Below are 23,872 nucleotides of genomic sequence, written 5' to 3' on the forward strand. Positions count from 1 at the left end.
TTTTAGAATGCAAAGTTCCAGGTAAGGGATGGAATGATGGAAAATAAATAGGTCTTGACAGCTTCGGTATTCCCGGGCTCTCCAGCTACTTCGCGAAAGTCAATGGAATAGGCGTTGTGCCGGTTGTAAGCATTGTAGACAGAGAAGTTCAGATTGGTATTAGGCTTTTTACCATACCAGGTAGCACTCAGGTCCAGGCGATGATTGGCAGGAAAGCGGTAGCCATTTCTTTCGGTGTAATAAGGGACCAGCTGATCTCCGATTTGATAACTCCCACTTGGGAAACTGGCAGCATCTCCAGTCGCATATACCCAACTGGCTCCGAAATTCCATTTAGGGCTGAACTGATAACTAGCTACCACGGAAACGTCATGGATGCGATCCTGCCGAGCAGAAAAAGGCTCTCCATTGTTGATCTCCTCAAATTCACGAAGGGTTCTCGACCAGGTATAGGATACCCAGCCTGTGAGTTTACCTGTCGTTTTCTTTAGCATAAATTCGGCACCATAAGACCAACCCCTTCCAAATGCCAATTGCGTCTCCACCGTTTCATCCAATAATAAATTAGCTCCATCCTGATATTCAATCTGGTTTTGCAGGTCTTTGTAATAAACCTCTACGGATCCCTCATATCCTGTTTGCGGAAAAACTTTGTAATACCCCAAAGAAAATTGATCGGCGATCTCAGGCTTGATGATCTCAGAACTCGGCAACCAGACATCTGTAGGATTGCTGGTGGTAGAGCTGGAAATCAAATGAACATATTGACGGTTGCGGGAATAAGAGCCTTTGAGGGATTGGGTTTCGTTGAGAACCAAAGAGGCTGAGAATCGGGGTTCCAATCCAAAATAATTTTTGATGACTTCTCCATCCTCATAAACGGTGGAATCTATTGCTACTCCTTCATTGCTGTATTCATAAACCGTTCCCGGTCCAAGTACAGAGAAATTGGAAGCACGAAGGCCATAGTCGATTTTTAGTTTGTTGCCGAAAGAGACTTCATGCGAAACATAAGCCGCCGATTCAAGGGCATAGCGTTCGGGCAGCTTTTCATTGAGAAAGGATGCCTCGCTTTCGGCACTTACCGCCCCTGGGACAAAAGTGTGGTGAATTATATTCAAGCCAAAATCGAGCGTATGGTTCTCATTGGCATACCAGCTAAAATCTTCTTTCCAGTTAAAATCCTTGATCCCGGAAGTGATCTTTGCCTCGGCAGCATTTAAACTAACCTCATAATCGTAATCACTATAGATAAAGGAGCTATTGAGGAAGAGTTTATTGCTAAAGAGGTGGTTCCATCGCAAAGTTGCCGTTGCATTTCCCCAATCTATCCCAAAGTCATCTCCAAATCCCATAGCATCTCTGCCAAAATATCCAGACAGGAAAATCTGATCTTTTTCCCCCAGCACATAATTGGCTTTCATATTCAGATCATAGAAATATAGTTGAGTATTGTTGAGGGAAGAATCATTGGAGAGGGCAAGAAAAGCATCCGCATAGGTTCTCCGACCGGAAATAATGAAAGAAGACTTATCCTCAACGATAGGCCCTTCCAGGGTCAGACGGGAAGAAATCAATCCGATTCCCCCGGATACGCCAAATTTCTTTTTATTCCCATCTTTCATCCGCACATCCAAAGCCGAAGAAAGTCGTCCTCCATAAGAAGCCGGCATATTTCCTTTGTACAGTTTGGTGCTTTTGATGGCGTCTCCATTGAAAACCGAAAAGAAGCCCAGCAAATGCGAGGGATTATACACAGGGGCTTCATCCAGAAGGATGAGGTTTTGATCTGCTCCACCACCCCGTACAAAAAAGCCACTATTTCCTTCCGCAGCAGGCTTTACTCCGGGCAGAAGCTGAATGGATTTCAAGACATCGGTTTCTCCAAAAAGTACCGGCATTTTCTTGATAGTCTCTATGCTCAATTGCTCAGTTCCCATTTCAGTAGAGGCAAGGCGTTCTTCGGCTGACTCCGCTTCGATTACTACTTCTTCCAATTGTGTTCCTTCGAGGATCAACTCGATGTCCTGCGTGATTGATTCATGTAGAGAAATGGAAAGGGTATCCGGACGATAGCCCAAAAAGCGGTAAATGATTTGATAGTCTCCTTTGGGTACACTCAAAGAATAATAGCCGTACTCATTTGAATAGGTTCCGGCTTTGAGCTGCGGGATCAGGATACTTGCCCCGATCATACTTTCTCCAGAGGAGGCATCTTTGACATAGCCGGACAAAGTAGCACGATCCTGGCCCAGGAGTACACTTCCCAGCATGCAGGCACAGATCGTTAAAAGTATTTGTTTCATTGTTGGTGATTAGGAATAATACATCTAGTGAGATGTTTTCCTAAACGCCTCAAAGCTGATTATGCCGTATGGATTTCTGAATCAGGACGTCCAGATACGTAAATCAGGACATAGGAATAATTAGGCCGGGGAGGATTTTCGATAATTAGCGGGAGTGGTTCCGGTCTGTTTACGGAAGGCTTCATAAAAAGCAGAGCGAGATTTAAAGCCGGATTCCTGAGCAATGGCAAGGACTGTGAAGTTTTTATGTGAGTTGCTTTTTAGAAGTTCCTGAGCGAGTTCTATCCGATAACCATTGATAAAGTCCATGAAATTCATCTGCCGTTTCTCATTTATGATCTGAGATAAGTAGCGTGTATTCATGTTGAGTTCTGCGGCTAGTTCGGAGAGGGTCAGTTCCGGTTTTAGGTAGGATTTTTCCCTTTCCATATGGAGCATCAATTTTTTCAGGTAGCTTTCTTTTTGATTAGGGGAAAGGGGAGAAGATTCATATCTCGTCTCTGTCTCCTCATTGATTCGCAGTTCGAGGGGATAGCCTGAGAAAACTTCCGGCTTTAGTATATAGAGGAGGTGAATGAGTAATAATAATAAACTGGCTCCATAACCGGGCACGATAACGAGAGGAGTGAGGTTGATCAGGATGAAAGTAAAGAGGGCACTCAAGACAGGTAAGAGCAAAACCCCAAAGAGAAACATCAGCCATCGAAAGCGATCCTGGTCAATGAAGGAAGAACTCCTGGCTACGTGTATGCGGAATTTTCTTACAAGTCTAAAAGAAAGAGCGAAATAAAATAAAGCGAGAAAGATGAGACCTAAACCCGGAGCACGCGGCCCATTATTCCCCATATTCTCCCGAAACTCCTTCACCTTTTCCAGAAACTCCGCTTCATTTCTAAAAATGAAGACCATCCCCATAAAAAATAGCAGGGCAGGAAGTAAATGAATCGCATGTCTGGATCGAAGTCGAAAGTCCTTGGTAGTAAAGGCTTTGATGTAAAGGAATAATAGAGGTCCATATAAAGTAGCCACTACTCCAGAAGCCCTCAAGAGCCAGATAGGATAGAGTTCTACCGGAGAGACCATCAGCATGCCGTCCAGGCAAACAAAGCCCATCACCAATACAATCCCTGCAAGAAGGCGATTGCCAAGCTTATTGTCCAAATGCCGCCAGATGAGTAGCTGAGAAGTCAGCAAACTCAAAAACGCTCCTATTATTAGCGGAAGGAGGCTAAGGTCTATGGGAAATTGTGCTTGCACCGATTAAAAATAGCAGAATCTATGGAATCCTTTTCTCCCGAAACTATGCCCTCTCCCTTAGGACATCTTCATACATGTGCACATTGAGCAGACCATTGGTATTGGTGATGAGCTTTTTTGCATCAGCCAAAGGACACACATGCGTAAAAATATGTTCATGTTCGGAGATGATGCCCTGCTCTACATTGTGATAAGACATAATCTCTTCATAGCTCAATTCCAGTTCTGCATAATAAAAATACATAGCCTCATCCGAAGTACCAGTAGATACATACAAAGGCTCATCTCCAAGACGATGCACAATCGCAGGATCAATTTTCAATCCGGTTTCTTCTTCCGTTTCTTTTACTGCCACATCAAAGGGATCATCATCTTTATCTACCATCCCTGCTACAGTTTCATACACCATAGCCCCATTGCAGATGCGTCGCTGTTTTACCAGTAAGGCATACTTCTCCTTTGTATCCTTATCAATCAAACAAATGAGAATGGAAATCACAGTTCCTTTTAAAAAACAGATGGGGGGAATCTTTTTTCCTTCAGGGGTAGTTGCATCCAACATGACCAGCGAAAAAAGCACCTCTCCATTGTGTCTAGGCCGGGTATATACCTCCTTTATTTCATGGATATCGAGCCCATTCTCGATCAGGTTATTTTTCCAGAGCTTGAATTTGTGTGCATCTTGGAGGGATTCTTGCATATTTTTTGTGATTTTGGGCAAATGTACAGAGATTTTTCCCGTATTATTGTATAAAAAATTCCATCAAACACAGCTCCTATGAAACGTTGGCTTATTATCCTTTTTATCGTTGGACTTGGTTTTGCCTTTTATGGCTATCGTATGGTCTTTTCTTCTAACGTAAAAACACCTGAAGGCAAAGACACAGAAATTTTTATTCCTACAGGTGCAGATTACCTGACCGTAGCCAATAAATTACAAGAGGGGAAACTCCTCGGTGATATACGTGCCTTCCATATGGTTTCTCGCATGATGAATTATACCCATACGGTAAAACCGGGTCGATACGTCCTCAAAGATGGGATGAGTAGCCGGGAATTGATCACAAAATTGAGATCGGGAGATCAAAGTCCCGTCAAGTTTACCTTTGTGAAATTCCGTACGCCGGATCAGTTGGCGGAGCATGTGGGGAATAAACTGGAGATGGATAAAGAAGATTTTCTGGCCGTTTTGAATGATAAAGACTTTCTCAAGAAACATAATGGACTGACTCCGGAAACTGCAATGACAGTCTTTATCCCAAATACTTATGAAATGTGGTGGAACGTTAAACCCAAAGCTTTCTTTGAGCGCATGTTTTCTGAGTATAAGAAATTCTGGAATGAGGAAAGGAATGCCAAACGTCAGAAACTGAAACTCAATCGCCTTGAAGTTATGGCTCTCGCCTCTATTGTGGAGGAAGAAACCAATAAAAATGATGAGAAATCAAAAGTAGCAGGTGTTTACCTCAACCGTATCCGTGAAGGCATGCTTTTGCAGGCAGATCCTACGGTTAAATTTGCAGTAGGCGATTTTACCCTTAGAAGAATCCTCAATAAACACTTGCAAGTAGACTCTCCCTATAATACCTATCTCTATCCGGGTATTCCTCCTGCGCCTATTTGTACGCCTTCTATTCCTTCTATAGATGCTGTTCTCAATGAGGAGAAACATAATTATTTGTATTTCTGTGCAAATATTGATGGAAGTGGATACCATAAATTCTCCACCTCTCTCTCGGAGCATAATGCTTATGCTCGTCAGTATCATCAGATGTTGAACCAGCGGGGGATCAGGTAGATAATTTTTCTTCTTTTTAGCTGGAATGTAAAACTAAGCTCAGGTGTCCCCCTGACTGTCGCGGAAGGGTCTACATTTCTTCCCTATAGCTTCGCCTGATCTTCTATTGAATCAATGATAACAGGTACTTGATTAAAGTCTCTCGACGGGGCTCGGGATGTCACGCTTTAGGCATGCGGACTCAGGTAAAAACAAAAAGGGGCAGATAAGCATCTGCCCCTTTTTGTTGATCTATCATTTTTCTCCTATGGGAGAGATAATATCTTCTTATAAGCTGCGGGATCCTTGAGCACTTTTGCAGCCTCAATCAATTCGGCATCTTTATCCAAAGAGCTTTCCAATACTCCATCCTCATAGTAATACTGGCGAACAATCTCTTTGCGGATCAATTCGCTGATGGACGATTTGTACTTGCGAATATCTTCAAACTTCAGGCGAGTTAGCTCTTTTTCAATCAATTCCATTTGGGAATTGAGCGCACTACCATAAGCTTCCGCTTCTACGGTTTCCTCTAACCTCTCCAATTGAATATCAGAACTGGTTTGAAAACTAAAAGAAGAAGTTTGGGCGAATTTGATAAAGTCCTGATAAATAGCGTCTGTCAATTCAAACGCTCTCACATTGGGAGCCTGAGGATTTTTGCGAACATAATCTGTTGCAAATTCAAAGATCAACCCATCTCTACTAAGTGCATTGATAATCAAGATTGAATTTTCCATTTCAATCTTAATGTCCGGCTCTATTCCCCCACCATCAAAAACACTTCTCCCATTTCTGGTTTTAAATTCATTTTTGAGGCTATCGGGAATGCGTACGACAGAGCCATCAGCTCTTCTCTCGGCATAATTGATGGCCTGAATACAACGTCCACTTGGAGTATAGTACTTGGCAGTGGTTACTTTCAGTTGAGTATTGTAGCTCAATGGACGGATATTTTGCACCAAACCTTTACCAAAACTTCTTTGGCCTACTACTACTGCCCGATCCAAATCCTGTAAAGAACCTGCTACAATCTCTGATGCGCTGGCACTTCTTTTATCAACCAGCACTACCAAAGGAGTTTCCAGATCCATAGGAGAATTCTCTGCACTATGTTTGCGCTTGCTTCCTTCAATCCTTCCCCGGGTTTCTACAATCATTTCTCCCTGCTCAAGGAAAACATTAGAAACATTTACTGCTTCATCCAGGCGTCCTCCAGGATTTCCCCGAAGATCCAGCACCAAACCTTTGAGTTCGTGCTTCTCTTTCAGCTCTCTCAAGGCCTTGCGAACCTCACGCCCGGCATCCAGGGTAAATCCTGTCAGGGCGATATAGCCAATCTCATTATCTATCATACCCGAATAGGGTACATTATTGATTCGAATTCGGTTTCTAAAAATCTTTACTTCCTTGCGAACTCCCCCTCGATCATATTCAAGGGCCACTTCCGTTCCGCGATCTCCCCTCAAGAGTTCACGAACATCCGCAACTTCTTTGCCTGTACCCAGTACAGATTCCTTCCCTATACGCACAATGACATCTCCGGCTCTCAGACCTGCCTGATCTGCGGGATATCCTTCATAGGGTTCTATGATAACCAGTTTATCTTTTCGTTTACCAACCAGAGCGCCTATCCCTCCATATTGTCCGGTGCTCATAAAACGAATATCTTCCTGTTCTTCCTCTCCAATGAAGGTAGTATAAGGATCCAGCGAATTGAGCATCGCATCAATTCCTGTACGCATCAGTTTGGAGGGTTCTGTTTCGTCTACATAAATGGCATTGATCTCTCGGTACAATTTGCCGAAGATGTCCAGGTTCTTGGATATCTCGAAATAATTGTCGGAAACATCAGAGACGAATCCAAGGGAGAAGGAGAGTAGAACAAGTAATATGCCGGTAAAGACCGTTCTTCTTTTCATAATGAGGGTTGCAGCTGTTGACTAGATAAGATAGAGGGAAAAGCCAAGACTGCAATGAAAATATTTTCTATAAAGGAACAGTGTAATAATTCTGTGCAAATTCATCAGGAATGAATAACACAACAGGAAGTCTTGTGGAGTTTCCTTATAAATTTACGAAAAAAACACAGATTTGGTGCCCAAAAATTAATTTTCTCGGGATTCGATCCGGCGACTCAGTTTTCCCAGGGCCTGGTCTAACTTGTAATGGATTTCGGAGAATGAGGCCAATTTGCGGCTATTGTAGGTGATCAGTAGTATGAGATGGGTATTTCTTTCTTTCAGAAGCCTGATCAATTCGGGTTTTTGGGCCCGAAAAACTTCCCGCATACGCCTTTTTATATAGTTCCTTTTTACGGCCTCCTTTAAATGACGCTTGGGGGCGGCAAAGGCTACCATAACTGGATTCCGCACCAGTTCTGCTGGTACATCAAGGGCATAATAAATAGAAATTGCTCCTGCCCGAAGAGAGGAGCCATTTTCAAATAGATAAGAAAAAGTGTTTTTGGAGCAGAGGCGTTCCTTTTTTCTAAAAGTAAAACGCCCTGTTTCGGGCAGCATCAGTCAAAAATTACTTCTGCTTGTGACGACCCTCGTCACTTACAGATAATTTATGACGACCCTTTGCACGACGCGAAGCCAATACCTTGCGTCCTCCTACAGATTCCATACGCGAACGAAACCCATGTTTGTTACGACGCTTACGGTTACTTGGTTGATATGTACGTTTACTCATGATCCTTCAAATTTAAGGGTGTGCAAAGTTAGGAAAAATGAATCATTCAGCAAAACATCTTTCGAAAAATAAACGAATAATTATCTGGACCGGATGAACAATCGCTTAGTGGAAGATGTTTTGTAATTTTGCAACATATGAAAGTAGCCATAATTGTAGGGAGTATTCGAAAGGAAAGGCAATCTCATAAAGTGGGTTTGTACTTAAAAAGTGTATTAGAGGCCATGCCCGCTATTGAGTGCAAGTATCTTGATCTGCTGGAATACGAATTACCGTTGCTCTCAGAAAAGTGGAGAGAGCAGGAACCTGTGGATGAGCGCTTACTTTCATTTAGTGACGCACTCAAGTCTTCTGATGCGATTATATTTATCAGTCCCGAATATCACGGTAGCTATACAGGTGTACTTAAAAATGCAGTTGACCACTTTTGGCCAGAATTTTATAAAAAAGTAATCGGCGTAGTTGTGACTGGTTCCGGAAAATTTGGGGGAATAAATGCATCTACCCAAATGCAGCAATTGATCCTCTCTTTGGGTGCCTATCCGATGCCTCAAAAACTTATCATTCCTTATATACAAGAGGCTTTTGCAGATGATGGCAGCCTCCTTAAAGAAGACATAAGAATGCAAAGCATGCGCTTTATTGAGGAGTTGTCCTGGTTAGGAAATGCGATCAAAGCAGCTAAAATCAATACCACTCAGGCAAATTAGTCGTAAGGTTTAGACGGATATTGTGGAAAAATCACATGGACTTCGGCACGGAGTTTGGAATTTACTTGACATAAAGTTCTTGAAATAGCCTGTAATTCCGCAAACCACCGTTGATGAAAAAACTTATACCTATCTCCTCACGGGTAAGACTTCGTGTTATATTCTTCTATCTTCTATGCTTTTTTGATGGAACCTACTTCCGTATGGTTTCTGCACGTAATGTCAATAAAAAAGAAGGAAAAAGCTTTTCTCCTCAACTCAGTCTCACCCAACCTATCCGCAAAACCAGTTATTCTGCTAATAAGGTTCATAACCTTAAAATTGCAGCCAGCAATTTCCAATACTTACTTATTCAACCCGGAGAGATTCTATCCTTCTGGCATATGGTAGGCGCCCCCGTTTCTCAAAGGAGTTTCCGGGTCGGCAGAACGATTATTGGAGAAGAGCTGAATACCAGCGTAGGAGGGGGACTTTGTCAACTTGCCGGTATCTTATACCATTTGGGTTTGCAGGCAGGATGGGAAATTTTGGAAAGGCATGCCCATTCCCTTGATTTATATAATGAAAAAAACAGATATACTCCTCTGGGAGCAGATGCATCTGTTTGTTATGGCTATAAAGATCTCAGGATGCGCAATACAAGTGGTATCCCAATAGTCCTCAGAATAGAAATTTCAGATCAGGAGATTAGTGCTCACTTCTGTGCAAAACATGAAGTTCCACTATGCGAGATCGAATTCATCGAAAAAAGAAAAGAGAATTTGATCTATGTGAAAACCCTGCGTTTTCATCCTCCTGCATGGAATGAAAATTTGGGAGTATCCTGCTACAAGACTTTTGAGTCAACGGAAAATATGGATGAGACGGAAAAACCCGACATACCGGAAAAGTCTCCCCTTTCCAAAGACATCGAACAGCAAGCCCTCAAAGACTGGGCTCGATCTGAAATATTCAGTCGCTAGGCCATTACCGCAATCATATCGAGTATTTTTTCACCCAAAGCAGCATTTCCCAGAATCTCTACGCTCTGCCGGGCCTCTTCTCGGCTGATTCCTTTTGTAAAGATTCTCCAGGCAATTTCTTTTGGGATAGATACCTCAGCAACTAAATGATCCAACTGATCCGTCAATGTCCATTGCGTATTGGCATATCGGATTCCCCAGTTCTTTGAGATGTCCGAAACCTTGAATCCAATAGTACTTCCTTCTTCAACTGAAATGTTTCGGTAATGGTGAGGAAGTCCTTGCATGGAAGTATCGAGATAAGGCAGGTACCATTTTTCCTGGAGTAGTTCAGCATCCTTTCCGACAGCAAAGCGGATTTGCATCTGATGATGAAATTTCTCGGTGTACTCACGGGCTATATGAAACCAGCTTTTTGAAAGGCTTTCTCCTGCCCAATCAACAGAAAAGATAGCCAGTCCTTCCATATCCAATTCCTGAAGATGTTGTACATAAAGTGGGAGATTCTGTTCCAATAACTGGACAAGTAAAGCCGGACTCAGTCTGCGGCTCACTTTCACCCAATCTCCATTGAGTTGATTGAGGAAATCCACTAAATCCTGATAATCATCACTTTTGGGTGCGGCATTTCCAAAATATCCATCACGGGAAGAAGAAATTCCTCTTAATGTGCCATCCAGTATATGACTGGCAACATCTTTGACAGACCAAAGGGGAGCGAGCGTGCTTGAGTTCCACTCTTCCTCATTTAATTCCCGAAGAACTTCAAGGAGTTTTTGGTCAAGCTCAGGAAATAAGTGTAGCGTGTGAATCATGTAGAAAGTATTGGGTCAAAGTACGGGTTTCGGGGCATTCTGTTCATTCACAATTTGCGTTTTTACGAAAATTATTGAGTATCCATTGAAATTTTATATAAATCCTGTTAAATAGCTATTACGAAGCGTAATAAATGATTAAAACTGCAACGATCAATCCTACTTACATTGACTATGTAATGCTCGGCATCATTCAGCAGGAAGCTCAATCCGGCTATGGCATCCTGAAATCTCTCAAGGACCTCAGTCCGGGAAATTTCAGTAGCAGCCCGGGCACGATCTATCCTGCATTGAAAAGATTGAAGAAATTTGGCCTGGTGCAAGACAACAGTAGCCCGAATTCCCGAAAAAAGCTTTTCAGTCTAAGTTCTCGCGGGCAAGTATTTCTGATTGCCTGGCTCCTGGATCCAATTAGTATGGATGATGTAAAAAAGCGAAAAGAAGAATTGCTTCTGCGTTTCGCTTTCATGGATGAACTCGTCAGTCAAACAGAAAAAAAACACTTCCTGATCTCTTTTCAGAATCGCATAAAATCTTTCATCCAACAAATGGAGAAAAAGCTTTCTGGGGAAGAGGAAGATGTAAATTCCCATCAAAAATTGATGATAGAGCATCAGATCGCTAGCTATAAGGCGACCCTGAAGTGGACGAAACATGCTTTGAGGGAGGTGTTGTAAAGATGTGTTGAGGTGCTGGCGTGTTGTAGTGGGAATGTTTGATCCTCTTTATTGACACCAACAGGCCAAAACACCAATACGTTTCTACTTCAATAGCGGTATCTTCTCCCCAGCCTCCGAACATTCAATCAAAATTCCCAAACGCTTTTGGCGGGTTTCTTCTCTTTTTGCCTGCATGATCCATCGACTGCTATGCTTCTTGTAAGAGGCTGAACTCTGCTCATAATAGGCCCAGGCATCAGCATTGGCTTTGATTTGTTCGAGGTAGACTTCGTCCAGCTTTGCATTCTTTTTTTCAAAGCCATCCTGTGATTTGTCCCGTCCTAAAAATGATTCAAGACCAGCAGCTTCTAATAAGTCCATTTCCATGAGTTCCTGGGCGCGTTTTATATTCTTTGAAGCCCAGCGGCTGCCTGGCTTGCGAGGAGTGAATCTCAGCGCATAGGATTTGAGATCGATCTTGCGAATTCTGCTTTCGGTCCAGCCAAAACACAAAGCCTCCTCCACGGCTTCTGCCCAACTAATTTGCTGTATACCACTATCCTTATTATAGATTCCCACCCATAGTTCCTTTTTCTCTCTATGGTATTTTTGCAACCATTGGTGGAGTTCAGCAGTATTTTGGAAGAAAATTGCCTCCATAATCGACAAATGAAAATGTGGGTTGGAGAGGATTTCTTAGTTTCGGGTTCTTAAGTTCAGAAAATTGGGGGAGGAGTAAAAGTCTGAGGCCAATTTCTGTAACCAAAGAATAATCACGCATTAACAATAAAAAACCAATCCCTTACTTCTTGACAATTATGAAAATGAACAAACTAGCTATCCTACTACTAACGCTAGGCGTCTTGCTTCCCAAAGAAGCACTCTTTGCACAAGAGAAACGCTTTTTTATGCCAAAGGAAATCCGGCAGGCCTATGAAAAAGGAACACGATCTTATGACGGAAAACCAGGTTCAGCATATTGGCAGAATCTCGTTGACTACCAGATCGAAGTAAACGTTGACCCTGCTGAGCGCAAACTCAGCGGTACTGAAAATGTAACTTTCCACAATAATTCTCCCAATTCTCTGGGACAATTGGTGGTAAGACTCTATCATGATGTTTTTCGGGAGGCAAATCCGAGATCATTCCGGGTACAATCAGATGACATCACAGAAGGGGTGAAATTGAGTCGCCTTGTCATTTCCGGTCAGAAAATTGACCTCGATAATCCCCAGGCTACCAATCGCCAAGGCACCAATATGACCATCAATTTGCCTAATGCGGTTGAAGCTGGAGGAAAGATCGAATTGGAACTGGACTGGGAGCAATATATCCCAGAGACAACCGTCAGAACCGGAGCCTATGACAGTACTTCTTTTTTTGTAGCGTATTGGTATCCTCAGGTTGCCGTTTATGATGATGTTTTTGGTTGGGACAGACTTTCCTATGATTTCAGCACCGAGTTTTACAACAATCTTGGAAATTATGATGTAAAGATCACCGCTCCTAAAAACTTCAGCGTCATCTCCACCGGACAATTGCAAAACCCTGATGAAGTATTTCAGTCTGAGCAATTGAGTCGCTACAAAAAAGCGATGGGAACGGGAGAAACGGTTTCCATTGTAGGCTTGAAAGAGTTGGACGAAGGCCTGGAACACAAAGGAGGAACCTGGCACTATAAAGCCTCAGAAGTATCTGACTTTGCGTTCTGTATGAGTGATCATTTCTGCTGGGATGCTGCCACACAGAAAATTGATAATCGCGATGTCCTCATTCATACCTATTATAATAGAATAGCTGAGGAGCAAGGAAAAACGATTACAGAGAAGCAGCGCAAAATGATGAAGCACTTCTCAGAAGATATGCCTGGCATTCCTTATCCCTATCCGGAATTCAGCACCTTTATTGCCGGTGTTGGCGGAGGCGGTATGGAATACCCGATGATGGCCAATAATGGGCAACCAGGACTGGGTGTTACGGTACATGAAATGTTCCACACCTATTTCCCTATGTATGTACGGATCAACGAGAAGCGTTTTGCCTGGATGGATGAAGGTTGGGCAGACTTTACGACCTCTTTCATCATCGACAATTTCTTCAATCCTGATGATGATCCTCCCTATTTTGGTTTCTCTACCCAATTAGGAACCATGGGATCAATTAGCGACTTGCCGTTGATCACTTCGACTCAATTCATGGATAATACCAATTATGGATACACGGCTTATCCTTTGCCTGCATTCCTGTATTCTATCCTGTATGACCATCTGGGAGATGATGTCTTCAAGCAATGTATTCGTGAGTATATCCGTCGTTGGGCGAAAAAGTCTCCAACTCCTTATGATTTCTTCTACACCTTCGAAAATGTATCCGGACAGGATTTGAGCTGGTTCTGGAAACCCTGGTTCTTTGACTATGGAAATGTGGATGTGAAGATTTCTTCCTTTAAGAAAGGGAAGTTGGTAGTGGAAAATTCAGGGACACGCCCGGTGCCCATTTCTATTACAGCCAAATACAATGATGGTAGCAGCAAATTCTGGCGCTATTCGGCTGCGAGTTGGGATGAGGATAAGAAATTCAGTACCAAACTAGATAATGGGAAGGAAATTGAGAGCCTTTCTGTAAACTCAGAAGTACCGGATGAAGATGTTCTGGACAATTTCTATCCTTCACTTCAGGAACAATATGCTTCTATCATTGAGGATGATATGCTCGGAACCTATAAACTCAATGAATTTCCTGCCTCTGTAGTCATCAGCAAGAAGGAGGGAATATTGCACTTTGCCATTGCTGCAGGGGGCTTTGCAAACTATCTTCTGCCTAGTGAAGAAGGATATGAGACGATGGATGGTTTGATGAAAGTTGCTTTCGAAGAAAAAGACGGTAAGTACACCGGACTTTCCCTCAAATTTGGAAATCAGGCAGCTACAGCGGTCAAGCAGTAGGTAAAAAATTTAATAAGAAAAGCAGATCAGAGGTTTCCTTTGATCTGCTTTTTTTATAGGTATTTTTCAATAAGATGAAATAATTAAAAAAAAGTACTATATTGAAAGCCTCCTACCAATCGTTTCCTTTTTCAAAGCTTACAGTTTACATAAAGCGCATCTGATGTGCATGTCCTATCTCTTTGATCTAGTGGGTTAACTCCTTTCTTATATGCTATCCTAAAGGGTTTATAAAAACCTTTTAATCTCTATTTATGAATGTCCTAAAATTAGGCAAGGGGATTCTATTGTTTATGCTTTTCATACAATGGAATATCTCCGGAGCACTTGGACAAACAAGTGTAAATGCTTCTGGTGGCCAGGCCAGTGGAAGCGGGGGCTCAGTATCCTTCAGTATTGGTCAGGTACTGTTTACAGCCCATCAAGGAAATACCCACAAAAAAAGTCTGGGGGTACAACAGGCAGCTGAAATTTTTCTAAATGTCGGTTTGGAAGAAGACTTACTCAATTTTCAGGCAGCTGCTTATCCGAATCCAACGATTCGGGATGTGATTCTCAGTATTCCGGAAGTAATGGGTAAAAAACTCGACTATGTCATCCTGGATATGGCTGGCAGACAAGTCTCAAGAGGCTCAATCAGCCAAACAGAAACTTCCATTTCTTTCAAATCTTTCCCCAAAGGCAGGTATTTCCTGAGAGTTAGTCTGGAAAATCATACTGCCAAAAGCTTTAACATCATCAAAAACTAATCCCATGAAAAAATTAATTATAAGCCTAAGTTTACTTCTTTTCGCCCTTCAAGCCTTCGCACAATCTCCTTTTAAAATGAGCTACCAGGCCGTAGTTCGTGATGCGGCAAATGAACTGGTATCAAATGCCCAGGTAGGCATGCAAATCAGCGTTCTACAGGGAAGCTCCACCGGAACGGCTGTATTTGTAGAAACACATACAGGAACCACCAATGAAAATGGATTACTGAGCCTTGAAATAGGAGGAGGTACTATTGTTAGTGGATCGATGGCAGATATTGACTGGTCAGCAGGGCCTTATTTCCTCCAAACAGAAACAGATCCAACAGGAGGGACGGCATATAGTATTACAGGAGTCAGTGAACTCGCAAGCGTCCCTTTTGCTTTGCAGACGATTGATGCCGACACTGCTCAATTTGCACTTAAAGCAGAATTTGCTGACAGTACAAACAAAGCATCAATAGCAGATATTGCTGCTAGCGCAGAATTTGCTGATTCATCAAATGTGGCTGCTCTTGCATATAGCGTAGTGCCAAAGAAGAAATCTATTGTATTTACTCCTGCTATGGTCAATCCTTCAAATATGAGAGGCGGAGTGGTCCAAGGAAATTTAAGTACAGGTCAACCAACTATTGATTTCCCTGAAAATGGGGGATTCCCAGAATTTGCGATTAGTGTCCCAGTTCCAACAGAAAATACAGCAAACTCTTATATGCTACGAGTCTTGTATACTTCTGACTCAAATACAGGGGATTTTGATTTAGCAACTTTCGTAAGGGGGTTTCCGCTTGATGTAGATTTATCTTCTTTCGTTGGAGGTCCAAATACTCCTTTCGCCCCCCCCAGCTCTGCAAATTTCATGGCTGAGGGAATAGCAGAATTGAGAACAAATGGAGCAAGTGTAAATGCCAGGATTCTCCATATTATTTTTAGACGCAGGACAGCAAGTTCTAATGACACCTCTACTGGAAATTTGCGGATTTTAGGTTTTATACTTGAGTATGAAGATTAGATCCTCTAAAGAAGTCGTCTCCTATTTTCCTTGGGAGGCGGCTTTTTTTAATACTCCCAAAAAGCAAAGCCCAGCATATCCCAATAATAGAGATAGCCTGAGAGGAAAAGCAGGGCCAAAGCCAGTATTCCCTGATAACTCCAATTTAGCCTTTTCATTTCTTTCCCATCTTTCACCCAAAAGAAAAGACCTGCCGCTGCAAGAAATGGGACTAAGAGGGACGCCAGATATAGAATTACACTTAGGAACTGAGGTTCATGTAAATTGGCTTGAGTTGTACTTAAGAGAAAACAAAGGATTCCGATAAATAAAAGACTGGAACTACCTGCCAGAAAATATTCACTCCGGAAGATTTTTGCATTAGCTTTTACCCGATAAAACATCCGAATAAAAAACACCAATTGAGAGGACAGGGCAAGTAAGAGAGAGAAAATCAGGCTTCCCGCCAAAAGCATCAAAGCCGAGTGAGATTTTTTCTCATAATAAAAGCCCAAACTGGAATACAATACTCCGGGCTGCTCCTGAGGAAATATCAAATCAAAACCTTCTCCTTGTGAACTAAAAGAAAAACGTCCTTCTCCTTTAGAATACAAAGCTTTTTCCTCCTTCCCATTTCCGGAAATGAAAAGCTGGCCATCTTTTTCTTTGATTGTTAATCCTTCTGTGAAAAATTCTCCGAAAGGATATAACATCTGAATCCTTGGGCTTCCAAAATTATAGTAGCCCGTAAATTCATGTGGATTGTCAAGGCTTTCAGCTATTTGCTTTTCGTCTGAAGCAGTATGTTCAGCTACATGCTCAAATATTTGCTTTTCCAGACGGCTCAGGCAGTTAACAGAATTGGGGCCATTAGTTACAATGAAAATTCCCAAATCCAGATCCTGATTATAGTAAAAAACCGATTTGTAATTATTGTAGGCTCCACCATGTCCCAACCAAAGTCTTCCGTTGTGAAAAGTGGGTCGTAAACCGAGCCTAAATCCATTATGCGTACCGGCAAAATCAGCAATGCTGTGGTGTTTTTCCATTTCAGAAAAACTTGCGGGAGACAGAAAACTTTCGGGCTGATTCAGCATCATTCGCATAAACTTTCCCATTTCCTCCGATGAACTAAAAACGCTACCTGCAGGTCGGGCAATGATGTGTTTGAAGGGATTGACTTTATTATTGAAGCCATAAGACCAGGCCAAATGATCAGGATTGAGTTCTTCTTTCAATAAAGAACTTTCATTCATCGCCATCGGAGAAAATACATTCGCTCGCATAAAGGCATCGAATCCCTGCTCTGCATACGTATCGATGATATAGCCTGCCAATAAATAATTGACATTAGAATAGGCGAAGCGACTGCCGGGCTTCCAGCGCGGGATCATGGAATTTGCCGTAAGTTCTATTGCTTCTTCCAGGCCAAAATTATCATCGCTGAGTGGAAAGGCCCAGTCTTTGGGTCGCATATCATCGAAACCAGAAGTATGCTCCAGCAAATGATACAACCTTAAGGGATGGCTCGATTTCCATTCGTTTCTTAAGCTTATCTCCGGAAGAATATCACTCACTTTATCCTCCAACTTAAACTTTCCTTCCTCGGCCAATTTTAGTACCGCCAGGGTCGTAAAGGTTTTGCTAATCGAGCCGATTCCAAATAGAGATTGTGCATCCACTTTTCTCCTGGAGGCTAAATCTGCATATCCAAAATATTGTTGAAAGACTACCGAATCCGAATCTGTCATAAGGATCGCCGCACCCACACTTTTACTTTCTTGAAATATCTCTTCCAGTTCCCGGCTAAGCTTGTCTTTTTCCTGCACACTTGGGACTTGACAACTTATTGTCCCAAGAAAAAGAAATGACAGGAGTATGCTAATCGAAGATTTCATAGCGATTTTCGTGTGGTATAAGTGATTCTCTATCAAAGAGTACGGAAAATGCAGGAAAGTTGGTTTGAAAAAAAAATGAAGCTTTTGTAATAAAGAGAAAAAGGAATTAGACTAAGCGGTAAAAGAATCTTTTGAAAACAGATCTACACATACAATTCACTAAGATCTTTCACGAACAAAGAGATAAGATCTACCGTCTTTGCAAGGCTATGGTCTATGACTATAGTTATGTAGATGATGTTTTTCAGGAAGCCATGAGTAATGTATGGAGGAGTTTGAAAAGCTTTAAAGGTAATTCCAGCATTGATACCTGGGTTTACCGTATCGCAATTAATACCTGCATCACCTTCAACAATCGACAGAAAAGAATCAATGCAAAAAAAGCGGAGATGCAGGAGAATTACTCCCCATTTGTCGAGGAAGCAAACGAACAATTGCAGGAATTGCATTTGGCAATTAAACGCTTGAATGCCTCCGACAGATCGATCATAGGCTTGTACCTGGAAGACTTCTCTTATAAAGAGATTGCTGAAATCCTGGGCATCAGCACTTCCAATGTAGGGGTTCGCTTAAACCGGATCAAACAAAAGATATCGGTTATCATTCACCAAAAAAATTAAGATCATGGATTTAGATCAATTAAAAAATAAGTGGCAAGAGCAAGAGCTTAAAATAGAATCCTCAACGGAAACTATGGATAAGGTCATTCAATTTGATAAAGGGCTGGAAAAAGAAAATCTCAGGATAACCATCATGTTTTCAGTTACCATTTTCATACTTGGTTTCGTCGTATTACCCTTGCTGAAATCGGCTACAGAGCAACTTCTCATTGGGGCACTTTTTTTCCTTATGGGATTTCAAGCACTTATGCTTTGGATGCGGAATCTAAATGTAAGGAAGTCATTCGCGGAAGCACCAGCCATTTACATTAAGAGCCTCATCAAAAAATTGAAATTCAATCTTTCGGTTACCATAATCATTACCCCTGTTTATCTGATTTTGCTCGGCACGATTGTAAGCCTTTATACGTATAAACTCATGTCTTCCTTTGCTATAGATTTATCATGGATAGTATTGGTAAATGGATTGATTTGGGCCTATTTATTGGGAATATTTATTTATTCATGGGGAAAGCAGCGCAAAAAGGATAAGACCATCATTATGCCTATGATTGACGAATTGAAAGAAACATTGAAAAGTTATTAAGTAAAATTGCCCCCAAATGGGGGCAATCTTCTTAAGATCATGAGTAATTATTGAGAGTTGTTAAGAGGCGTAGGAAAGTTCTGCTTCCCAAACCTCCGCGGCATAAGTCCTGGCTTTCCGCAACACATCATACTCAATCCCCAAAACCTGATGGGCTTCCTTCAATCTTGCATTTTCAGCTTGTTGGAAATATTTGCTGGCCTTATGGAGTAGTTTATTATCGACCGTTTCCTCGATATAAGGCTTCAAGTCCACATGACCTGCACGATGCAAAGTACTCAGGTACTCTTCTACAGTAGAAAGTTTCACCTTTCTGCGCTTTGCAATCTCATCTGGAGCCATTCCCGCCTGATATAAGTCTCTCACCTTGCGATGGCTCGGATAATTGGCACGAGTATAGATACCGGTTTTATCATCCAGGGCTTTCTTCTCCATGACGCGACCAATCTCAGCAATTATGAGCAAACGCACACGCTCTTCGGCCTCTTCCATACCTGCAATCTGATTTAGTTCAGCCATGGTTTCAGGCATATGTTTTACGATCTGACGAAGGGTATAATTGGTAAAAAGTTCATAGGGTTCACAGCTCATCTCTTCAGCCAAATCCTTGCGAACTTTGCGAAGCTCAAGGCTGAGATCAAATTGGTACCAGGCTTGTTTGACCTCGGAAGCATCAACTTCCATTTTTTCTGGATTAGTCAACCAACTTTCTCCTTTTTCAGTGATAGAGATAGTACCAAATTGTGGGTCCTTTACTTCCAGCATTTCGAGCTTGATGAGATACTCTATAACTCCAATTATCCTACCGAAAAATACATCCTCCAGGCTTCCAAAAGTCTCCAGGTCCTCGTGATTTATATTCCGTAAAGGAAAGCGTTTATCGCCTGTAACAATTCGCTGCACATAATCAGGAGCAAATGATTTCTCCAATAGCAATACGGTTTTCAAAATTTGTACTGCCTCCTCATGGATCTGCGTTTTCGTGTTTCTCTGCTTTTTCATTGTGTTTATGGTTATTAGTTGGAAATAATTTATTTCTGGGTGTTGTAGTGTTGTAGTGTTGTAGTGTTGTAGTGTTGTAGTTGGATTGATAAGAATTTGAACTATAGCACTAAAACACTTCCAAACCTCCTATGAAGCCATCTTCACCTCATCTCTGCCGACAAGGACTCTTGAGACATACAACTTGCATAGTTTGAGCCTATCATAGTCGATCCCTAATTCTTCATAAGCTTTCTTAAGACTGCTTTCGGGACTATTCAGAAAATACATACTGCCTTTCTCCAAATCCTCTCCCGCCAATCGGTCTTCAATCCAGGGTTTCAGGTCAATTTCTCCAGCTTTGTGAAGATTGCTTAGGTAGTTCTCTACTGTATGCAACTGTACGGATCTTCTTTGGGCGATTTCCTCTAAACTCACTCCTGATTCAAAAAGAGCTTTTACTTCCTGATGTGCAGCCGCTTGCACTTTTTTGAGAAAACGGTTTTTATCATCCTGGGCTTTTTCCTTCATGATGATCTCTATGACAGAAATTATAGAGGGGCCAAATCGATTTGCTTTATAGTCTCCAAAGCCCGGAATCATTTTCAATTCCTGCAAGTCTTTCGGTTTATCATCTATAATTCTGGCCAGGGTATAATCAGTAAAAACTCTGAAAGGAGGTTTATCTTCCTGCCTCGCCAGGGTATTTCTCAGCTGCCTAAGTCCCAGCAGAAGTTTTTTATCATAAGGACTTGTTCGGAGCTCGCTGGATTTCACAATCAGCTCACTGGGATAGGCAAGAAATTCTTCTCCTTTCCTGCTTATTCCAATCGAGCCATATCGTGAATTTGTCACTTGCAAGAAGTGGTTCCGCAACAAATAACTGATCAGATTGCGAATGCGCTCACTATGCTTAGCTTTCATGCTTCCATAGGTTTCCAATTCTCTGTGATTCTCTTCTCGGAATCCAAAGTTCTCGGAGGCTCGCAGGATACGCGTGATATAATTGATCCCATACTTCTGGTCCAGCAGGACCACCGTTTTCAAGATCAGATGTGCTTCTTCTTTAATATTCACCAGTGCTTCCAGTAAAAGTTGCATTGTGTTTTCGCTTTGAGTTTGGCTTATGGTACAAAGCTGCACTTTAGGTTTGTATAACAAATGGAAAACTATATGCCTTTGGTAAGGTTAAAAACAGCTAAAAAGACCAGAAAAGGATCAACACAAAGAAATAAAAATCTGATAACCAATCACTTATATAAACATCGGCGAGTCTCAAAAAGTAAATATAGAAAGCCTTTTCCCTCCATATTTTCAGCAGAAATAAGCGAAAACAAGGCCTTTGGCTATTTCTGCAACATTATAATACTCTAGCGAAATTTGCTTTTATTTAAATGGATGATCAAGATTTGATTATGTTCAAAGCGTTCTTTACCACCTGTTTCCTTGCCATTTCAATCTTTGCCTTTGCTCAAGAGAGAAGGAGTTGCGATTGTTTTAGTACAGAAATCTCTCACGCGAAAGATACTCTCAATTCCTGCCGTTATTATGAGTTTACTGTCCGTAATGATGGAGCTTGTCTTAGGGGCCTCTCCAATTTCACAATGGAAATAGAATGTGGACAAGCTTCAAATATCTGGAGTTCGCTGAACAGCCCGATAGAAAACAATTTTCAAGATCCCAATAATGGTCTCTCAGGTTTTAAAGTAGATGGGATACAGGGATTTGGAGAAGATATGATTCCAGATTCTTTTGTAGTAGGATTTACCTTTTGTCCGGATGATGATTATTGCGCAGACTTACAATCCTATTGGGAACCCATAGTAGCATACAAAGCCGGACGATGTATCATTTATGACACCCTGGACCTATCATATCTTCCCGGTTTTCAACCTCATACCATTCTTGCTCCCAATCCCAGCAATGGGCCTATGAGTTTTACGTTTACAACACCAGGGCCTGGATATGCAAAGCTTGAAATTCTGGACCTCTTTGGCAATATTCTTTATACGCCCATGAATGGGTATTTTAAGCGGCAACAAAGGCTGCATCCCAGTTTTGACACAAACCAACTGCAAGCGGGGATATACCTCTATAAAGTCAGTACACCTTATGGGAGTAGTACAGGGCGATTTATTGTGGAGTGATTGGGCTTAGTAAGGTCTTTCTCCCTCAATATTTCCTTTAGGGTCATAGAGACAAACCCATAGAAAGGTACTTCCATCCAGACAGGTTCCCCTGGCACATCCCAGTTTTTTTGAATTGGCCCAGACTAACTGTTTGTAGGAATCACAGGAACCTCTCCCCAATAAACAAGTATCCTGATCGTAATCATAGGCATTGACGGAATTGGCCCAGAGGTTAACGCTTTGCCTTTCAGTATTCAATCCAAAAGCAAACAGACCATTTTGACCCAAATCCTCCATATTTTCGGGGATTTCACAATTTTCCAGGTCAAAGATTGCTTCAGCCTTTAGCGCCAGGTCTTCGTCCCATTCCAGATTTTCAATCCCCAGCTGAGAACGAATTTCATTATGAGCTTTTACCATATTTTGGGCAAAAATAGAAAGCTGTCCCGGGGGTGGGGTAAAGCCCGCTTCTTCTTCGCATGCAAAAAGGAGGATAAGCCCGGTAATAATAAGTAGCGTGTATTTCATAATAGATTTTTTTTATATCGATCATAGGATCGATGCATTATCCAGGATGAAATAGCTTTGTGGTTTCTTCTCTATGAATTTAGGAAAATCAGCTTTCCCAAAGAACATACTTTTGTAAAAGCTTTTCGAGAATTTTTTCCGGCTCAGCACATAATCCCGGATGTACCTTGGAACTCTGAATAATGGTGCTCCTCGTAGCCGTCAACCATCTGAAGCGACCTGCCTGATCCAGTTTCGCTATTTCCCCGCCTGCTTCACTTCCTTCACAGATCAATTCCCAGGCTTTCAGGTAGTTGTTTACCTCTTCCAGATCTATATCGGGGAAACTGGCCATCAGGCGTGCCTCATCTAAATGATATTTCACCTCCAGATACTTCTTTCGCTTGCTAAATAGGATAACTCCCACATTGAGGAATTCTTCCCGCTCAACCCTTGGGACAAGCCGGATGAATGCATATTCATATACCTGCTTATCTTGCATTTTCAGCTTCTATTCTAAAGGTGTCTATTTGAGAAAGTCGAGTAGAAATAAATTCCACATATGCTTTTCTCTTTTCTTCGGGTCCCAAAGGATCAGCCTCTTCTTTCAACCATTCTTCCGGAATCACTGAAACGATATCCGCTATGGTTTCTCTGCTAACCTGCTTACGGATTTCTTCTTCAGCTTCTGCAAGTGCGTCCGCAATTCCCAGCATCACATGATCTTTGACTGCAGCAAAACCCCGTTTAGCATGTTCCTCCCAATTGTTCCAGGAATGGTGAAAATAAAGGGCAGCTCCATGATCGATGAGCCAAAGCTCTTTATTCCAGATCAACATATTGGTATTGCGATGGGTGCGATCAATATTGGTGATAAGGGCATCAAGCAAAACCACTTTTGAAGCACTCAATGCATCCGCTTCTGAGACTAGCGGATCAAAGGTAATCGCGCCCGCCAGATAATGCAGCCCAAGATTCAAGCCGACACTAAAGCGCAGCAGGTCCTGAATCTCCTCATCTGGCTCCGTTTTGCTGAAAGAAGCATCCAGGTTCATAAAAACCAACTCAGGCACTTTCAGTCCCATTGCTCTGGCCAGCTCTCCCCCTATCAATTCTGCAATCAGGGCTTTCTTTCCCTGGCCTGCACCTCTGAATTTTATCACATAAGGAAAATCATCATCTGCATCTACGATAGCAGGCAATGATCCTCCCTCCCGTAAGGGAGTTACATATCGAATTACATCCACCGTTCGGATCTCCGGCTTACTCATGCGGGCAAGATA

Annotated in this window: 24 protein-coding genes; 10 read left to right on the plus strand and 14 right to left on the minus strand. The window is 42.0% G+C overall.

All coding sequences use genetic code 11. The features are described from left to right. Positions 1-2 precede the first annotated feature (2 nt). The 3 genes from R8P61_23335 to R8P61_23345 all read right to left on the minus strand — a co-directional run bounded on the left by R8P61_23335 (position 3) and on the right by R8P61_23345 (position 4,263). A complete protein-coding gene (locus R8P61_23335; GenBank protein ID MDW3650026.1) occupies positions 3-2,306 on the minus strand; it encodes a TonB-dependent receptor in 2,304 nt (767 codons plus the stop codon). A 120-nt stretch (positions 2,307-2,426) separates the two neighbouring features. Next, positions 2,427-3,563, minus strand: a complete 1,137-nt coding sequence (locus tag R8P61_23340) for a helix-turn-helix domain-containing protein (GenBank protein ID MDW3650027.1) — start codon at positions 3,561-3,563, stop codon at positions 2,427-2,429. A 43-nt stretch (positions 3,564-3,606) separates the two neighbouring features. Beyond that, positions 3,607-4,263: an NUDIX hydrolase gene (locus R8P61_23345; protein MDW3650028.1), complete on the minus strand. Its 657-nt coding sequence runs from the start codon at positions 4,261-4,263 to the stop codon at positions 3,607-3,609. A gap of 78 nt (positions 4,264-4,341) precedes the next feature. Between R8P61_23345 and mltG the strand changes: the two genes are divergently transcribed. After that, positions 4,342-5,361 (plus strand): endolytic transglycosylase MltG, encoded by a 1,020-nt coding sequence (gene mltG, locus R8P61_23350; protein MDW3650029.1) that lies wholly within the window; start codon positions 4,342-4,344, stop codon positions 5,359-5,361. Positions 5,362-5,606: 245 nt separating this feature from the next. On the opposite strand, the gene R8P61_23355 is transcribed toward mltG, so the two are convergent. The 3 genes from R8P61_23355 to rpmH all read right to left on the minus strand — a co-directional run bounded on the left by R8P61_23355 (position 5,607) and on the right by rpmH (position 8,037). After that, complete coding sequence (locus R8P61_23355; protein MDW3650030.1) at positions 5,607-7,262, minus strand: S41 family peptidase; 1,656 nt, start codon at positions 7,260-7,262, stop codon at positions 5,607-5,609. Between the two features lie 186 nt (positions 7,263-7,448). Continuing rightward, positions 7,449-7,862, minus strand: a complete 414-nt coding sequence (locus R8P61_23360; protein MDW3650031.1) for a ribonuclease P protein component — start codon at positions 7,860-7,862, stop codon at positions 7,449-7,451. Between the two features lie 10 nt (positions 7,863-7,872). Further along, entirely contained in the window at positions 7,873-8,037 is a 165-nt protein-coding gene (rpmH, locus tag R8P61_23365) for a 50S ribosomal protein L34 (protein ID MDW3650032.1), read from the minus strand. Positions 8,038-8,174: 137 nt separating this feature from the next. On the opposite strand from rpmH, the gene R8P61_23370 reads away from it, so the two are divergent. Both R8P61_23370 and R8P61_23375 read left to right on the plus strand, forming a co-directional pair. Beyond that, complete coding sequence (locus R8P61_23370; protein MDW3650033.1) at positions 8,175-8,747, plus strand: NAD(P)H-dependent oxidoreductase; 573 nt, start codon at positions 8,175-8,177, stop codon at positions 8,745-8,747. Between the two features lie 113 nt (positions 8,748-8,860). Further along, positions 8,861-9,709 carry a VanW family protein gene (locus R8P61_23375; GenBank protein MDW3650034.1) on the plus strand — a complete coding sequence of 283 codons (849 nt, stop codon included), beginning with the start codon at positions 8,861-8,863 and terminating at the stop codon, positions 9,707-9,709. Here the strand turns inward: R8P61_23375 and R8P61_23380 are convergent. Continuing rightward, entirely contained in the window at positions 9,706-10,524 is an 819-nt protein-coding gene (locus tag R8P61_23380) for a maleylpyruvate isomerase N-terminal domain-containing protein (protein ID MDW3650035.1), read from the minus strand. The two genes, R8P61_23375 and R8P61_23380, sit on opposite strands and share 4 nt — an antisense overlap. Positions 10,525-10,658: 134 nt before the next feature. Here R8P61_23380 and R8P61_23385 point away from each other — a divergent pair, with 134 nt between their 5' ends. Beyond that, complete coding sequence (locus R8P61_23385; protein MDW3650036.1) at positions 10,659-11,201, plus strand: PadR family transcriptional regulator; 543 nt, start codon at positions 10,659-10,661, stop codon at positions 11,199-11,201. An 84-nt stretch (positions 11,202-11,285) separates the two neighbouring features. Here the strand turns inward: R8P61_23385 and R8P61_23390 are convergent, their stop codons facing one another. Next, positions 11,286-11,843: a YdeI/OmpD-associated family protein gene (locus R8P61_23390; GenBank protein ID MDW3650037.1), complete on the minus strand. Its 558-nt coding sequence runs from the start codon at positions 11,841-11,843 to the stop codon at positions 11,286-11,288. A 164-nt stretch (positions 11,844-12,007) separates the two neighbouring features. Here R8P61_23390 and R8P61_23395 point away from each other — a divergent pair, with 164 nt between their 5' ends. The 3 genes from R8P61_23395 to R8P61_23405 all read left to right on the plus strand — a co-directional run bounded on the left by R8P61_23395 (position 12,008) and on the right by R8P61_23405 (position 15,889). Continuing rightward, complete coding sequence (locus tag R8P61_23395) at positions 12,008-14,128, plus strand: M1 family metallopeptidase (GenBank protein ID MDW3650038.1); 2,121 nt, start codon at positions 12,008-12,010, stop codon at positions 14,126-14,128. A 254-nt stretch (positions 14,129-14,382) separates the two neighbouring features. After that, the gene (locus tag R8P61_23400) at positions 14,383-14,877 is read left to right on the plus strand and encodes a T9SS type A sorting domain-containing protein (GenBank protein MDW3650039.1); all 495 of its coding nucleotides are present in this window, start codon (positions 14,383-14,385) and stop codon (positions 14,875-14,877) included. A 4-nt stretch (positions 14,878-14,881) separates the two neighbouring features. Further along, entirely contained in the window at positions 14,882-15,889 is a 1,008-nt protein-coding gene (locus tag R8P61_23405; protein ID MDW3650040.1) for a hypothetical protein, read from the plus strand. Between the two features lie 47 nt (positions 15,890-15,936). Here R8P61_23405 and R8P61_23410 read toward each other — a convergent pair whose 3' ends face one another. Further along, positions 15,937-17,766, minus strand: a complete 1,830-nt coding sequence (locus R8P61_23410) for a serine hydrolase domain-containing protein (GenBank protein MDW3650041.1) — start codon at positions 17,764-17,766, stop codon at positions 15,937-15,939. A gap of 131 nt (positions 17,767-17,897) precedes the next feature. Here R8P61_23410 and R8P61_23415 point away from each other — a divergent pair, with 131 nt between their 5' ends. Next, entirely contained in the window at positions 17,898-18,386 is a 489-nt protein-coding gene (locus R8P61_23415; GenBank protein ID MDW3650042.1) for an RNA polymerase sigma factor, read from the plus strand. A 4-nt stretch (positions 18,387-18,390) separates the two neighbouring features. Next, positions 18,391-18,972, plus strand: a complete 582-nt coding sequence (locus R8P61_23420; GenBank protein MDW3650043.1) for a hypothetical protein — start codon at positions 18,391-18,393, stop codon at positions 18,970-18,972. Between the two features lie 60 nt (positions 18,973-19,032). Here the strand turns inward: R8P61_23420 and R8P61_23425 are convergent, their stop codons facing one another. Both R8P61_23425 and R8P61_23430 read right to left on the minus strand, forming a co-directional pair. After that, entirely contained in the window at positions 19,033-19,974 is a 942-nt protein-coding gene (locus R8P61_23425) for an RQC domain-containing protein (GenBank protein ID MDW3650044.1), read from the minus strand. A 129-nt stretch (positions 19,975-20,103) separates the two neighbouring features. Beyond that, positions 20,104-21,054, minus strand: coding sequence for an RQC domain-containing protein (locus tag R8P61_23430; GenBank protein MDW3650045.1), 951 nt, complete (start codon positions 21,052-21,054; stop codon positions 20,104-20,106). 293 nt (positions 21,055-21,347) lie between these two features. Here R8P61_23430 and R8P61_23435 point away from each other — a divergent pair, with 293 nt between their 5' ends. Continuing rightward, on the plus strand, positions 21,348-22,100 hold the full coding sequence (locus R8P61_23435; GenBank protein MDW3650046.1) for a T9SS type A sorting domain-containing protein: 753 nt from the start codon (positions 21,348-21,350) through the stop codon (positions 22,098-22,100). A gap of 6 nt (positions 22,101-22,106) precedes the next feature. Here R8P61_23435 and R8P61_23440 read toward each other — a convergent pair whose 3' ends face one another. The 3 genes from R8P61_23440 to R8P61_23450 form a co-directional block, all read right to left on the minus strand. Next, positions 22,107-22,610, minus strand: a complete 504-nt coding sequence (locus tag R8P61_23440; GenBank protein ID MDW3650047.1) for a CAP domain-containing protein — start codon at positions 22,608-22,610, stop codon at positions 22,107-22,109. An 88-nt stretch (positions 22,611-22,698) separates the two neighbouring features. Continuing rightward, positions 22,699-23,091 carry a DUF3037 domain-containing protein gene (locus tag R8P61_23445; GenBank protein ID MDW3650048.1) on the minus strand — a complete coding sequence of 131 codons (393 nt, stop codon included), beginning with the start codon at positions 23,089-23,091 and terminating at the stop codon, positions 22,699-22,701. Further along, entirely contained in the window at positions 23,081-23,860 is a 780-nt protein-coding gene (locus tag R8P61_23450) for a HipA family kinase (GenBank protein MDW3650049.1), read from the minus strand. The genes R8P61_23445 and R8P61_23450 overlap by 11 nt, the downstream gene beginning before the upstream one ends. Between the last annotated feature and the right edge of the window lie 12 nt (positions 23,861-23,872).

The sequence above is a fragment of the Bacteroidia bacterium genome, assembly GCA_033391075.1.
Lineage (GTDB): Bacteria > Bacteroidota > Bacteroidia > J057 > J057 > JAWPMV01.